A 13,746-nucleotide genomic window follows, 5' to 3' on the forward strand; every position below is an offset into this window, starting at 1 on the left:
CGGCACACGCCGGCCTGCTCCGCGCAGCCGGCGTGTGCCGCGGGCCGAACGTGTTGTCGGTGGTGGCGGCTACCCTCGCGGGCATGGCTGTCTCCACGTCCCCCGAAGCTCCGCTGCCCGTCGGCGAGGTCTCCCGGCTCATCGGCGGCTGGATCGACCGGCTCGGCGCGGTGTGGGTCGAGGGCCAGATCACGCAGCTGTCGCGGCGGCCGGGCGCGGGCGTGGTGTTCCTGACGCTGCGCGACCCGTCGTACAACATCTCCGTCTCCGTGACCTGCTACCGCGCGGTGTTCGACGCCGTCGCCGACGTGGTCGGCGAGGGTGCCCGCGTCGTCGTGCACGCCAAGCCCGAGTGGTACGCGCCGCGCGGGCAGCTGTCGCTGCGCGCCGCCGAGATCCGGCCGGTCGGGGTCGGCGAGCTGCTGGCCCGCCTGGAGCAGCTGAAGAAGGCGCTGGCCGCCGAGGGGCTGTTCGCGCCGGAGCGCAAGAAGCCGCTGCCGTTCCTGCCGCAGCTGATCGGCCTGGTGTGCGGCCGGGCCTCGGCCGCCGAGCGGGACGTGCTGGAGAACGCCCGGCACCGCTGGCCCGCCGTCCGCTTCGAGGTCCGCAACGTCGCCGTGCAGGGCGTGCACGCGGTGCCGCAGGTGGTGCAGGCCGTCAAGGAGCTGGACGCGCTGGACGAGGTGGACGTGATCATCGTGGCGCGCGGCGGCGGCAGCGTGGAGGACCTGCTGCCGTTCTCCGACGAGCAGCTGGTCCGCACGGTCGCCGCCTGCCGTACGCCGGTCGTCTCCGCGATCGGGCACGAGCCGGACACCCCGCTGCTGGACTACGTCGCCGATCTGCGTGCCTCCACGCCCACCGACGCCGCCAAGAAGGTCGTGCCGGACGTGGGCGAGGAGATGGAGCGGGTCCGGCAGCTGCGCGACCGGGCCCGGCGCTGCGTGCACGCGCTGCTGGACCGGGAGGAGCGGGGGCTCGCCCACGCGCTGGCCCGGCCCTGCATGCGGGAACCGCACCGCATGATCGACGAGCGGGCGGAGCAGGTGACCTCGCTGCTGGACCGCTCCCGGCGCACCCTGCGGCATCTGCTGGACCGGGCCGACTCCGAGCTGGCGCACACGCACGCCCGGGTGGTGGCCCTCTCCCCCGCCGCGACCCTGAGGCGCGGCTACGCGGTGCTGCAGAAGGCGGACGGCCAGGTGGTGCGCGACCCGGCGGAGGTTGCGGCCGAGGAGCCGCTGCGGGCCCGGGTGGCCGAGGGCGAGTTCACGGTACGAGTCGACACACAAGGGTTGGGCGGATGACGAGCAACACACGGCCGGCGGACGAGACGCTCGGCTACGAGCAGGCGCGGGACGAGCTGATCGAGGTCGTCCGGCGGCTGGAGGCGGGCGGGATCAGCCTGGAGGAGTCCCTGGCGCTGTGGGAGCGCGGCGAGGAGCTGGCGAAGGTCTGCCGGCGGTGGCTCGAAGGGGCGCGGGAGCGGCTGGACGCGGCCCTGGCCGAGGAGGCGGCGGCACAGGACGAGGACGAGGGCGGCGAGAGCACCGAGCGGAGGGCGCGGTAGAGGGCCCGCGGGCGGGTCGGCGGGGCTCCGGCGCGCTTTCGGGCGTGGCCCGGGGGCCGCTGCGGGACGGACAGGGTCCCGCGGGTCTTCCGGGCCCCGCAGCCGCCCGTCAGGGCCCCTGTGAGCCCCTGCGGCTGCCCGGGGCTCCGGCGCCCCCTTGCGGCTTCGCTCAGCCCTTCTTCAGCACCAGCGCCTCGGCCATCTTGGTCAGCTGGCCGAAGGAGGCCGTGCCGGCGACCACCGTGGTGGAGTTCTTGTCTCCGTCCCAGACGAGGGCGTCGTAGCGGCCCCCGGTGTAGCGGGTCCAGGTGCGACCGTCGATCTCCTGGGTCACCTTGGTGGCATGCGCGCCCTGGCTGGCGTCGTCGATGAAGTCCTTGCGCTTCTGCGTGGACTGCTCGACGGCCACGTACTCGCCCTCCGGATCCATGAATCCCAGGTGCCAGCGGTCGTTCTGGTCGGCCTGGTAGCGGACGGAGGTGGCCTTCCACGTGTCGGGCAGGCCCTCGGGCGCGGCCACCGGGTACGGGGCGGCGCGGCGCGCCGTGAGGAGTTCGACGCGGTAGTCCACCCGCTTGATGTCGGGAGCGTGATCGTCGTGCGGGACGAAGAGGTACACGACCCCTGCCGCGAGCACGACCACGGCCAGCGAAAGGATGATGCTGCTGACCGACTTCTGCTTGCCGTTCGAACCTGCCACGCCCTCTATGGTCGCAGGTGTCCGGGCCGCTCATCCGTGGGGTCCCCTGCTCATTTTGTCAGCCCGGGGTTACAGTCGAGGCCACACCCTCATTCCGGCCGTCGTCGTATCAGAAAGGTGCGCTCCGATGACCGAGCATCATCACTTGCCCTCCGAGCTGGAAGTTCCCGAGGAGGCTCCCGACCGCAACATCGCCCTGGAGCTCGTCCGGGTGACCGAGGCGGCGGCGATGGCCGCGGGCCGCTGGGTCGGGCGCGGGGACAAGAACGGCGCCGACGGCGCCGCGGTCCGTGCCATGCGCACCCTCGTGTCGACCGTCTCCATGAACGGAGTCGTCGTGATCGGCGAGGGCGAGAAGGACGAGGCGCCGATGCTCTTCAACGGCGAGCGCGTGGGCGACGGCACCGGGCCGGAGGTCGACATCGCGGTCGACCCGATCGACGGCACCACGCTCACGGCGAAGGGCATGCCGAACGCGATCGCCGTGCTGGCGGCGGCCGAGCGCGGCGCGATGTTCGACCCGTCGGCCGTGTTCTACATGGACAAGATCGTCACCGGTCCGGAGGCGGCGGACTTCGTGGACATCGACGCGCCGGTGTCGGTGAACATCAAGCGGGTGGCCAAAGCCAAGCGGGCCACGCCCGAGGACGTCACCGTGGTCATCCTGGACCGGCCGCGCCACGAGGGCGTGATCCAGGAGATCCGGGAGACGGGCGCGCGCATCAAGCTGATCTCCGACGGCGACGTGGCCGGCTCGATCCTGGCGCTGCGCGAGGGCACCGGCGTGGATCTGCTGCTGGGCATCGGCGGCACCCCGGAGGGCATCATCTCGGCCTGCGCCGTCAAGTGCCTGGGCGGCGTCATCCAGGGCAAGCTGTGGCCCAAGGACGACGAGGAGCGTCAGCGCGCGATCGACGCCGGGCACGACCTGGACCGTGTGCTGACCACCGACGACCTGGTGTCCGGCGAGAACGTCTTCTTCGTCGCCACCGGCATCACCGACGGCGAGCTGCTGCGCGGCGTGCGCTACCGGGCGGAGACCGCGACGACCGACTCGATCGTGATGCGCTCCAAGTCCGGCACGGTCCGCCGGATCGACTCCGAGCACCGGCTGAGCAAGCTGCGGGCGTACAGCGCGATCGACTTCGACCGCGCGAAGTAGCCCCTGCCCTGGCGGCGCCCCCGGTGCGGCGGGGGCGCCGCCGCACACCGGGTCAGCCGGCTATGCGCCCCGCGGCCGCGGCGCGCGCGGCCTTCTTCAGCTCCAGCTCCCGCCGGCGCCGCCGGGCCAGGACGACGCGGCGCTCGGCCGCGGTCAGCCCGCCCCAGACGCCGTAGGGCTCGGGCTGCATCAGGGCGTGCTCGCGGCACTCCACCATCACCGGGCAGCGCGCGCAGACCCGCTTGGCCGCCTCCTCGCGCGAGAGCCGTGCGGCCGTTGGTTCCTTGGACGGTGCGAAGAAGAGGCCGGCCTCGTCGCGCCGGCACACCGCCTCGGTGTGCCAGGGCGCGTCCTGGCTCCTGTTGCGCTCGGGCACCCGCTGGGCCGGAACGGCAGCTACCTGCAGGGACGAATGCGGCGTGTGCAGCACGGTCTTCTCCTGACGACGGCTTCGCGAGCGAGAGACGATGCGTCAAGGCCTACCCGCTGTGCGTGCGCCTATGCACTGGGTTCCAGACCGTACGGTTGGTCGGCCGCACTCGAGGGGCACACGAGGTCACAGATGCTTGCGCAGCTTGCCCTCGGCCTTCCGCTGCACGCGGTCGAGGATGTCCGCGATGCGCTTGCCCCGCTTGGGCCGCGCCTCCACGTTGCCGAGGACGGCCCAGCCGTCGACGTAGACCACGGGCGCGTCGGGCTCGGTCGAGTCCGCGGTCTCCACCTCGAAGTTGCCGAGGACGCCGCCGCCGGTGCCGCGCAGCGTCACGTTCTCCGGGACGCGTATCTGCACGTCCCCGAAGACCGACACCGCTTTGATCACCACCTGCTGGTACTCGAAGAGCGCCTCGCTGAGGTCGATCTCCACGCTGCCGAACACCGAGTACGCGTGCACCCGCTGCCCGGCACGCCAGCGGCCCCTGCGCGTGACCGAGCTGAAGACCGCGACCACGTTCTCCTCGGCCCGGACCGGGACGAGTTCGGGCCGAGGCGGCACCACGGTGAACGCGGCGCCCTGCCGCCGGCCGGCGGGCAGGTCCTGGACGAACCTCTCCAGCTCGCCGACCGTCTTGGCGTTCAGCACGCCGTCGACGCGCTCGGCGTGCTCCTCGGCGGTCAGGCGGCCCTCCGCCAGGGCCTCACGCAGGACGTCGGCGATGCGGTCGCGGTCGGCGTCCGAGGCGCGCAGCTCCGCGGCGCCGGCCGGGGCCGGCACGTCCGGCCGGGACTGCCGGCCCATCTCGCTCTGCTTCTGAAGGTTCACGCCAGCAGGGTACCCAAACGCGATAGATCGCGACTACCCCTCGGTGTGACCTGTGGACGGACGGCAGAGGCGCCCTGTGGACGGACCGCCGGGGCGATCCGTGGACGGACGACCGGGGCAGCCTGCGGACGGACGACCGAGGCGAGCCGTGGACGAACGACTGAGCGGGACCTCACAGGTCCGCCGACTGCGGCAGGTTCTACGCTGGTCGGAGCCCGCCGACGGAGGCGGGCGGCCGTCCGTGAGAGCGTCGGCAGCCGTGCGTCAAGTGAGGAATGGGCCGAGATGCCTGAATTCGCGTACACCGATCTGCTCCCCCAGGGTGAGGACACCACCCCGTACCGGCTGGTGACGTCCGAGGGCGTCTCCACCGTCGAGGGACCCGACGGGCGTACGTTCCTCAAGGTCGAGCCCGAGGCCCTGCGCAAGCTGGCCGAGGAAGCCATCCACGACATCCAGCACTACCTGCGCCCGGCCCACCTCGCGCAGCTGCGGCGCATCATCGACGACCCGGAGGCCAGCGCCAACGACAAGTTCGTCGCCCTGGACCTGCTGAAGAACGCCAACATCGCCGCGGCCGGCGTGCTGCCGATGTGCCAGGACACGGGCACCGCGATCGTCATGGGCAAGCGCGGGCAGAACGTGCTCACCGAGGGCGAGGACGAGAAGGCGCTCTCCCGCGGCATCTACGACGCCTACACCAAGCTGAACCTGCGCTACTCGCAGATGGCGCCGCTGACCATGTGGGAGGAGAAGAACACCGGCTCCAACCTCCCCGCGCAGATCGAGCTGTACGCCACCGACGGCGACGCCTACAAGTTCCTGTTCATGGCCAAGGGCGGCGGCAGCGCCAACAAGTCCTTCCTGTACCAGGAGACCAAGGCCGTCCTGAACGAGACCTCCATGATGAAGTTCCTGGAGGAGAAGATCCGTTCGCTGGGCACGGCCGCCTGCCCGCCCTACCACCTGGCCATCGTGGTCGGCGGCACCTCCGCGGAGTTCGCGCTGAAGACCGCCAAGTACGCCTCCGCGCACTACCTGGACAACATGCCCACCGAGGGCTCCCCGCTCGGTCACGGCTTCCGCGACAAGGAGCTGGAGGAGAAGGTCTTCGAGCTGACCCAGAAGATCGGCATCGGCGCGCAGTTCGGCGGCAAGTACTTCTGCCACGACGTGCGGGTCATCCGCCTGCCGCGGCACGGCGCGTCCTGCCCGGTCGCCATCGCCGTCTCCTGCTCGGCCGACCGCCAGGCCCTGGCGAAGATCACGCCCGAGGGCGTGTTCCTGGAGCAGCTGGAGACCGACCCGGCGCGGTTCCTGCCGGACACCACCGACGAGCAGCTGGACCAGGACGACGTCGTCAAGATCGACCTGAACCAGCCGATGCAGGCGATCCTCGCCGAGCTGACGAAGTACCCGGTCAAGACCCGTCTGTCGCTGACCGGCCCGCTGGTCGTCGCCCGTGACATCGCCCACGCGAAGATCAAGGAGCGGCTGGACGCGGGCGAGGAGATGCCGCAGTACCTCAAGGACCACCCGGTGTACTACGCGGGCCCGGCCAAGACCCCCGAGGGCTACGCCTCCGGTTCCTTCGGCCCGACCACGGCCGGCCGCATGGACTCCTACGTGGAGCAGTTCCAGGCGGCGGGCGGCTCGCTGGTGATGCTGGCCAAGGGCAACCGCAGCAAGCAGGTCACCGACGCCTGCGCCGCGCACGGCGGCTTCTACCTCGGCTCCATCGGCGGCCCGGCCGCCCGCCTCGCCCAGGACTGCATCAAGAAGGTCGAGGTCCTGGAGTACGAGGAGCTGGGCATGGAGGCCGTCTGGAAGATCGAGGTCGAGGACTTCCCGGCGTTCATCGTCGTCGACGACAAGGGCAACGACTTCTTCCAGGACCCGTCGCCGCAGCCGGTGTTCACCTCCATCCCGGTGCGCTCCTGACGACCTCGGCGGCAGCAGACAGCCACCGAAGACCGGCACCGCCCCCTCGCCCGAGCGGGGGCGGTGCCGGTCCGCCTCCACGGGAACAGCGGCCGCGTCGGGGACGCTGTGACACCTGGAGGTGATCGTCGATGACCGACGAGCAGACCGGGACCGAGTACCGCACCGAGCACGACTCCATGGGCGAGGTCCGGGTGCCCGCGCACGCCAAGTGGCGGGCGCAGACGCAGCGGGCCGTGGAGAACTTCCCCGTCTCCGGGCAGCGGCTGGAACGCGCCCACATCGAGGCGCTGGCCCGGATCAAGGGCGCCGCCGCGAAGGTCAACGCGCGGCTGGGCGTGCTCGACGAGGACGTCGCCCGCGCGATCCAGGAGGCGGCCGAGGAGGTCGCCGAGGGGCGGTGGGACGAGCATTTCCCCGTGGACGTGTTCCAGACCGGCTCGGGGACCTCGTCCAACATGAACGCCAACGAGGTCATCGCCACCCTGGCGAGCGAGCGGCTGGGCCGCGACGTGCACCCCAACGACCACGTCAACGCCTCCCAGTCGTCCAACGACGTCTTCCCCTCCTCGCTGCACATCGCGGCGACCGCCGCCGTCACCCGCGATCTGATCCCGGCGCTGGAGCACCTGGCCGCCGCGCTGGCCCGCAAGGCCGAGGAGTTCGCGGACGTCGTCAAGTCCGGGCGCACCCACCTGATGGACGCCACGCCCGTCACGCTCGGCCAGGAGTTCGGCGGGTACGCCGCCCAGGTGCGCTACGGCGTCGAACGGCTCGCCGCGTCCCTGCCGCGTCTGGCCGAACTGCCGCTCGGCGGCACCGCCGTGGGCACCGGCATCAACACCCCGCCTGGGTTCTCCGCCGCGGTCATCGAGGAGGTGGCCCGCGTCACCGGGCTGCCGCTGACCGAGGCCCGCAACCACTTCGAGGCGCAGGGCGCGCGCGACGCGATCGTGGAGACCAGCGGGCAGCTGCGCACCATCGCGGTCGGCCTGACGAAGATCGCCAACGATCTGCGCTGGATGTCCTCCGGGCCGCGCACCGGGCTCGCCGAGATCTCCCTGCCCGACCTGCAGCCCGGGTCGTCGATCATGCCGGGCAAGGTGAACCCGGTCGTCCCCGAGGCCGTGCTGATGGTGTGCGCCCAGGTGATCGGCAACGACGTCACCGTCACCACCGCGGGCGCCGCCGGCAACTTCGAGCTGAACGTGATGCTGCCGGTCATCGCCAAGAACGTGCTGGAGTCGATCCGGCTGCTGGCCAACGTCTCCCGGCTGCTGGCCGACCGCACCGTCGACGGCATCCTCGCCCACCGGGAGCGGGCCCGCGAGTACGCCGAGTCCTCGCCGTCCGTGGTCACCCCGCTCAACCGTTACATCGGTTACGAGGAGGCCGCCAAGGTGGCCAAGAAGGCCCTCGCCGAACGCAAGACGATCCGTCAGGTCGTGTTGGAGAGCGGCTACGTCGAGCGCGGCGATCTGACCCTGGAGCAGCTGGACGAGGCGCTGGACGTGCTGCGCATGACGCATCCCTGACGGCCCGTCCGGTCCCCGCTCGCCGCGCCGGCGCACAAACGACGCCCCCTAAGATCTGTTCATGGCGAAGGACGGAGCGACAGGGCACGTGTCCGTGAACGGCGCGACGGGCCGCTGGGCCGCGGGAACCCAGATCCTGTGGCGGTACCAACAGAACGGCGGCCGGCGTTTCCACATCGCGCGGCCGGTGACGGTGGTGCGCGACGACGCCGAGGTGCTGGCGGTGTGGATGGCGCCGGGCACCGAGTGCGTCCGACCGGTGCTCGCCGACGGCACACCCGTGCACGACGAACCGCTGGCCTCCCGGTACACCAAGCCGCGGACGGTGCGGCGCACCCGCTGGTCCGGCACGGGTGTGCTGAAGCTGGCCCAGCCCGGCCGGCCCTGGTCGGTGTGGCTGTTCTGGGAACCGGGCTGGCGGTTCAAGAACTGGTACGTGAACCTGGAGGAACCGCTGACCCGCTGGGCGGGCGGCGTGGACTCCGAGGACTACTTCCTGGACATCGCCGTGCAGCCGGACGGCAGCTGGCAGTGGCGGGACGAGGACGAGTTCGCGCAGGCCCAGCGGGACGGGCTGATCGACGCGGAACTGGCCGAGCGGGTGCGCGAGGCGGGCCGGTGCGCGGTGGAGGTGATCCGCGCCTGGGGGCCGCCGTTCTCCGAGGACTGGCAGCACTGGCGCCCCGACCCGGCCTGGACGGTACCGCCGCTTCCGCAGGACTGGGACCGCATACCCGAGCGGATGTCGTCCTGAGCCCCTTGATACGCCCCCGGGCAGGAAACGTAGGATCTTCCTCCGCAAGGGCGCAGGGAGGCACGGGGCAGGGCAACTCCCGCCCCACGCAGTCAGTCTGACCGAACGTCACCGAGGGGCGGCACGACGTGAGCGAGGGGTACGAGGGCACCAGGACCGGTGCCGGACATCCGTTCCGGGGGCACGTATTCCGGGTATCGGCTCTTCGGCGGGACCACCTGCGCGCCCGGCGCGCAGCCCCGGACGGATGGATGCGACACCCGTGACGGAGCAACCGACCTCGTTCGAACGCGCCCAGACGGGCGCCGAGCCCACGGACGCCCGTGGGTCGCTGCTGGACGCTCCCGAGCCGGCGCAGGCCTTACCGCTGCAACCGCGCCCCGCCGACGACACCCCGTGCGCGCCGGCGGCGCCCCCGGCGCAGAACGAGCCGTCGTCCGCCGACGACCGGGCGCCCGCCGAGCACACCCAGCCCGCCGTGGCCGAGCCCGACCCGCACCGTCCGCGTCCCGTGCCGGAGGGCATCCCGGCCCAGCCGGACGCGGCGTCCCGCCAGGCCGCGGCCGGCGACGGCACGGGCACGGACGACGACAAGGCGACGGACGACAAAGGCAGGACGGAGCACGACGGCGCGCGGCCGGAGCGGCGCACCGGCCGCGGTCTGCCGGCCGGCCGTGCGCTGCCGATGCGGCGGCAGGGCGACCGGCTGCGGTTCGTGGGCGCCGCCACCCGCCGCATCGCCCGGGGCATGGACCTCGACGAGATCGTGCTGGGGCTGTGCCGGGCGACCGTGCCGACGTTCTCCGACGCGATCCTGGTCTACCTGCGCGAGCCGCTCCCGGTGGGCGACGAACGGCCGGTGGGCCCGCTCGTGCTGCGGCTGCGCCGCACCGACCGGATCCCGGCGGAGCGCGACCCGGAGGTCGGGTTCACGCCCGCGCCGACGCCCGAGCAGCCCGCCGAGCTGTCCCAGGTCACCAACGAGCTGTGCGAGGTGGAGCCCGGCAGCGCGCTCGGCGAGGTGCTGCGCGGGGTGCGGCCGGTGTTCACCGACGCCCCGCAGGCGCACGCCGCGCTGAGCGAACTCCTCGGCCCGGACAGTGGCCTGAGCCTGCCCGACGGGCAGCGCACCATCCTGGCCCCGCTGCGCGGCCGACGCCGCGTGATCGGTGCCGCGCTGTTCCTGCGGCTGCCCGAGCGCCCGGCGTTCGAGCCGGACGACCTGCTGGTCGCCGCCCAGCTCGCCACGCACAGCGCGCTCGGCATCGACAAGGCGGTGCTGTACGGGCGCGAGGCGTACATCGCGGACGAGCTGCAGCGCACCATGCTGCCGGAGACCCTGCCGCGCTGCACGGGTGTGCGGCTGGCCTCGCGCTACCTGCCGGCCGCGGAGACCGCCCGGGTCGGCGGCGACTGGTACGATGCGATCCCGCTGCCCGGCAGCAGGATCGCCCTGGTCGTCGGCGACGTCATGGGGCACTCCATGACGTCCGCGGCGATCATGGGCCAGCTGCGCACCACCGCGCAGACCCTCGCCGGGCTCGACCTGCCGCCGCAGGAGGTGCTGCACCACCTGGACGAGCAGGCGCAGCGGCTGGGCACCGACCGCATGGCGACCTGCCTGTACGCGGTGTACGACCCGGTCTCGCACCGCATCACCGTCGCCAACGCCGGTCATCCGCCGCCGCTGCTGCTGCACGCGGGCGGCCGGGCCGAGGTGCTGCAGGTCCCGCCGGGTGCGCCGATCGGCGTGGGCGGGGTCGACTTCGAGGCGGTGGAGCTGGACGCGCCGGCCGGTGCCACGCTGCTGCTGTACACCGATGGCCTGGTCGAGTCCCGGCTGCGGGACGTGTGGACCGGCATCGAGCAGCTGCGGGAGAAGCTCCAGGCGACGGGCCGGCTCACCGGTCCCGACCATCCGCCGCCACTGGAGGCGCTGTGCGACGACGTGCTGGACACGCTCGGCCCCGGCGACCGGGACGACGACATCGCGCTGCTCGCGGCCCGGTTCGACGGGATCGCGCCCAGCGACGTGGCGTACTGGGTGCTGGAGCCGGAGGACTCCGCGCCCGGCCGGGCCCGCCGCCTGGCCCGGCGCGCGCTGGACCGCTGGGGTCTGGAGGACCTCAGCGACTCGGTGGAGCTGCTGGTCAGCGAGGTCGTCACCAATGCCGTGCGGTACGCCTCGCGTCCGGTGACGCTGCGGCTGCTGCGCACCGAGGTGCTGCGCTGCGAGGTCGGTGACGACGTGCCCCAGCTGCCCCGGCTGCGCCAGGCCCGGGCCACGGACGAGGGCGGCCGCGGCCTGTACCTGGTGAACCGGCTGGCCCGGCGCTGGGGTGCGACCCGGCTGAGCACCGGCAAGGTGGTGTGGTTCGAGCTGAACCGGACCTGACCCGCTGTGCGCCGACGGTGCCGCACGACGGCGAACTGCGTACGACACATCAGGGGCGCCCGGCTTCCACCGGGCGCCCCTGATGTGTCGTGTGATCCGGCACGTGCGCGGGTCTACCGGCTCGGCTGACGGCCCTCCAGCTGGTCCCGGTCGCCGAAGATGCCCCCGCCGTCGTCGTCGCCGTCGTCGGGCGGCTCGGCAGTCGACGACGCCGTGCCGCTCGGGGACTGAGAGGGCGTGTGGCTCGGCGACTCGGACGGCGTCTGGCTGGGCGACTCGGACGGCGGCGCGGAGGTCGTCGGCGGGGCGCTGCTCGGCGTCTGCGACGGCGTCTCGCTGGGCGACTGGGTGGCCGACGGCGTCCAGCTCGGCTGCACGGCCGCGCCCTGGGTGGTGTCCAGGTCGAACTTGCTGGTGGTGTCCATCACGCCGAAGGTGTACGCGGCCCAGATCTGCGCCGGGTAGCCGCCGCCGTTGATGCGTCCGCTGCCCGGGATCAGGCCCGTGGCGCCGGCCAGCGAGGTGTGCGCGTGGGTCTTCGCGTCCTCGCCGAACAGGCCCACCGAGGTCACCAGGTCGGGGGTGTAGCCGGTGAACCAGGCCGACTTGTTCTCGTCGGAGGTACCGGTCTTGCCCGCGACCTGCTGGCCGTGGCGCAGCGGGTTGTCCCGCACCGAGGCGCGGGCGGTGCCGTCGTCGACCACGCCGGTGAGCACCGAGGTGACCGTGTCGGCGGCCTGACGGCTGATGACCTGATCGCCGATGGGGTCCTCGATGTCCACGCTGCGGGACTTGTTCGAGGCGGACTTCAGGATGCTCGGGGTGACCTTCTTGCCGTGGTTGTCGAACGTGGCGTAGATCGCGGCCATCTCCAGGGGGCTGGCGCCCATGGAGCCGAGCGTCTGCGCGGGCACCGGCTGCATGCCCTCGGTGTCCATGCCGAGCTTGCCGGCGACGTCCATCACCTTCTGCATGCCGACGTCGACGCCCATCTGCGCGAAGACGGAGTTGACGGACTTGTTCATCGCCGTCTGCACGGTGATGTCGCCGTAGGAGACGTCGTCCTCGTTGGGCGGGCCGAAGCCCACCTTGGTGCCGTGATCCACGACCTGGCGGCCGCTGGTGCCGTCGTAGACCGTGTCGGCGTTGATCGGCTTGCCGTCCTGGGTGGTGGCGCCCTCGTCCAGGGCGGCGGCCAGGATGACCGGCTTGAACGTTGAGGCCGGCTGGTAGTCCTTGCGGGTGGCGTTGTTGTAGTAGTGCTTGAAGTAGTCCTCGCCGCCGTACAGGGCGACGACGCCGCCCGTCTTCGGGTCCACCGAGACCGCCGCGGCCTGGACGTCGGCGTCCACCTTCCGCTTCTCGGGGTCGAGCTTGCTGGTGAGCTGCTGCTTCACCGCCTTCTCCAGCGCGGCCTGCTTCTTCTTGTCGATGTTCAGGGTGATGGTCCAGCCCCGGCCGACGACCTCGGCCTCGGCCTCGGCCTGGGTGATGCCCTCCTGCTTCATCAGCTGGGCTTCCAGCTGCTTGTCGGCCAGGTCGATCAGGTAGCCCTTCTGGCCCTCCAGACCGGGCGCGCCCTGCGGCTCCTCGGGCACCGGGAACGTCATGGCCTGCCGCTTGGCGGCATCCAGCCAGTGCTGCTCGACCATGTTGTTCAGCACGTAGTCCCAGCGCTGCCGCACCAGCTTCTTGCCGGTGTCGCTGGCCACCGCCCAGTCGTACTGGCTCGGCGCCTGCAGCAGCGCGGCCAGGTAGGCGCCCTGCTCGACGGTCAGGTCCTTGGCGTCGACGCGGTAGTAGGCCTGCGCGGCGGCCTGGATGCCGTAGGCGCCGCGGCCGTAGTAGCTGGTGTTGATGTAGCCGGCCAGGATGTCGTCCTTGGACATCTTCTGGTCGACCTTCAGCGAGATGACCAGCTCCTTCAGCTTGCGCGTGACGGTCTGGTCCTGGTTCAGGTAGTAGTTCTTGACGTACTGCTGGGTGATCGTCGAACCGCCCTGGGTGCCCTTGCCGGTCAGCGTGTTGAGCAGACCGCGCGCGGTGCCCCTCAGGTCGATGCCGGAGTCGTGGTAGAAGGTCTTGTTCTCCGCGGCGACGAAGCAGTGCTGGACCGCTTTGGGCACCTGTTCCAGCGAGACGCTCTCACGGTTGACCTTGCCGGCGCGGGCCAGGATGGTGCCGTCGCTGTACTTGTAGACGTTGCTCTCCTGCTGCGCGACCGCGTTGCCCTGCGGCACGCCGACCATCATGTAGAGCACGATGAAGGCGCCGATGCCCAGCAGGCACACGCCGAGGGCCGCGCCCAGCAGCTTCTTCCAGGTGAACAGCCGGCGTATGCCGCCCTTGCCGTCCTTGCCGCGCCGAGCGGCGCGGCGCGCCGCGGCCCGGCCCGACGCGGCGCCCGCCGCCGACGCCCCGGCCGGCA

11 protein-coding genes are annotated in these 13,746 nt (G+C 72.0%); 7 read left to right on the plus strand and 4 right to left on the minus strand.

The features are described 5' to 3' along the window. The first annotated feature begins 83 nt into the window (after window positions 1-83). On the plus strand, window positions 84-1,307 hold the full coding sequence (gene xseA, locus IE286_RS26625) for an exodeoxyribonuclease VII large subunit (protein ID WP_189799320.1): 1,224 nt from the start codon (window positions 84-86) through the stop codon (window positions 1,305-1,307). Continuing rightward, window positions 1,304-1,570 (plus strand): exodeoxyribonuclease VII small subunit, encoded by a 267-nt coding sequence (locus IE286_RS26630; RefSeq protein ID WP_189799321.1) that lies wholly within the window; start codon window positions 1,304-1,306, stop codon window positions 1,568-1,570. The genes xseA and IE286_RS26630 overlap by 4 nt, the downstream gene beginning before the upstream one ends. Window positions 1,571-1,739: 169 nt before the next feature. Here IE286_RS26630 and IE286_RS26635 read toward each other — a convergent pair whose 3' ends face one another. Then, window positions 1,740-2,270, minus strand: a complete 531-nt coding sequence (locus tag IE286_RS26635; protein ID WP_189799322.1) for a DUF4245 domain-containing protein — start codon at window positions 2,268-2,270, stop codon at window positions 1,740-1,742. A gap of 127 nt (window positions 2,271-2,397) precedes the next feature. Here IE286_RS26635 and glpX point away from each other — a divergent pair, with 127 nt between their 5' ends. Then, a complete protein-coding gene (gene glpX, locus IE286_RS26640) occupies window positions 2,398-3,432 on the plus strand; it encodes a class II fructose-bisphosphatase (protein ID WP_189799323.1) in 1,035 nt (344 codons plus the stop codon). Window positions 3,433-3,484: 52 nt separating this feature from the next. Here glpX and IE286_RS26645 read toward each other — a convergent pair whose 3' ends face one another. Then, window positions 3,485-3,862, minus strand: coding sequence for a WhiB family transcriptional regulator (locus tag IE286_RS26645; protein WP_189799324.1), 378 nt, complete (start codon window positions 3,860-3,862; stop codon window positions 3,485-3,487). Between the two features lie 126 nt (window positions 3,863-3,988). After that, entirely contained in the window at window positions 3,989-4,693 is a 705-nt protein-coding gene (locus IE286_RS26650; protein ID WP_372462517.1) for a DUF1707 SHOCT-like domain-containing protein, read from the minus strand. Window positions 4,694-4,978: 285 nt separating this feature from the next. On the opposite strand from IE286_RS26650, the gene IE286_RS26655 reads away from it, so the two are divergent. The 4 genes from IE286_RS26655 to IE286_RS26670 all read left to right on the plus strand — a co-directional run bounded on the left by IE286_RS26655 (window position 4,979) and on the right by IE286_RS26670 (window position 11,318). Continuing rightward, window positions 4,979-6,634, plus strand: coding sequence for a fumarate hydratase (locus IE286_RS26655; RefSeq protein WP_189799325.1), 1,656 nt, complete (start codon window positions 4,979-4,981; stop codon window positions 6,632-6,634). Between the two features lie 131 nt (window positions 6,635-6,765). Next, window positions 6,766-8,169, plus strand: a complete 1,404-nt coding sequence (locus IE286_RS26660; RefSeq protein ID WP_189799326.1) for a class II fumarate hydratase — start codon at window positions 6,766-6,768, stop codon at window positions 8,167-8,169. A gap of 61 nt (window positions 8,170-8,230) precedes the next feature. Continuing rightward, window positions 8,231-8,923, plus strand: a complete 693-nt coding sequence (gene fomD, locus IE286_RS26665) for a cytidylyl-2-hydroxypropylphosphonate hydrolase (protein ID WP_189799327.1) — start codon at window positions 8,231-8,233, stop codon at window positions 8,921-8,923. Between the two features lie 247 nt (window positions 8,924-9,170). Next, the gene (locus tag IE286_RS26670) at window positions 9,171-11,318 is read left to right on the plus strand and encodes a SpoIIE family protein phosphatase (RefSeq protein WP_189799328.1); all 2,148 of its coding nucleotides are present in this window, start codon (window positions 9,171-9,173) and stop codon (window positions 11,316-11,318) included. A 113-nt stretch (window positions 11,319-11,431) separates the two neighbouring features. Here IE286_RS26670 and IE286_RS26675 read toward each other — a convergent pair. Further along, window positions 11,432-13,746, minus strand: a 2,315-nt coding sequence (locus tag IE286_RS26675) for a transglycosylase domain-containing protein (RefSeq protein ID WP_229863821.1), incomplete at its 5' end; no start/stop codon positions are given.

This window comes from Streptomyces thermodiastaticus (genome assembly GCF_014656135.1).
Taxonomy (GTDB): domain Bacteria; phylum Actinomycetota; class Actinomycetes; order Streptomycetales; family Streptomycetaceae; genus Streptomyces; species Streptomyces thermodiastaticus.

Excerpts from the sequence above, each read along its gene's own strand:
- xseA (WP_189799320.1), top strand. The coding sequence starts at position 84 with ATGGCTGTCTCCACGTCCCCCGAAGCTCCGCTGCCCGTCGGCGAGGTC.
- fomD (WP_189799327.1), top strand. The coding sequence starts at position 8,231 with ATGGCGAAGGACGGAGCGACAGGGCACGTGTCCGTGAACGGCGCGACG.
- IE286_RS26660 (WP_189799326.1), top strand. The coding sequence starts at position 6,766 with ATGACCGACGAGCAGACCGGGACCGAGTACCGCACCGAGCACGACTCC.
- IE286_RS26655 (WP_189799325.1), top strand. The coding sequence starts at position 4,979 with ATGCCTGAATTCGCGTACACCGATCTGCTCCCCCAGGGTGAGGACACC.
- IE286_RS26670 (WP_189799328.1), top strand. The coding sequence starts at position 9,171 with ATGGATGCGACACCCGTGACGGAGCAACCGACCTCGTTCGAACGCGCC.
- glpX (WP_189799323.1), top strand. The coding sequence starts at position 2,398 with ATGACCGAGCATCATCACTTGCCCTCCGAGCTGGAAGTTCCCGAGGAG.
- IE286_RS26630 (WP_189799321.1), top strand. The coding sequence starts at position 1,304 with ATGACGAGCAACACACGGCCGGCGGACGAGACGCTCGGCTACGAGCAG.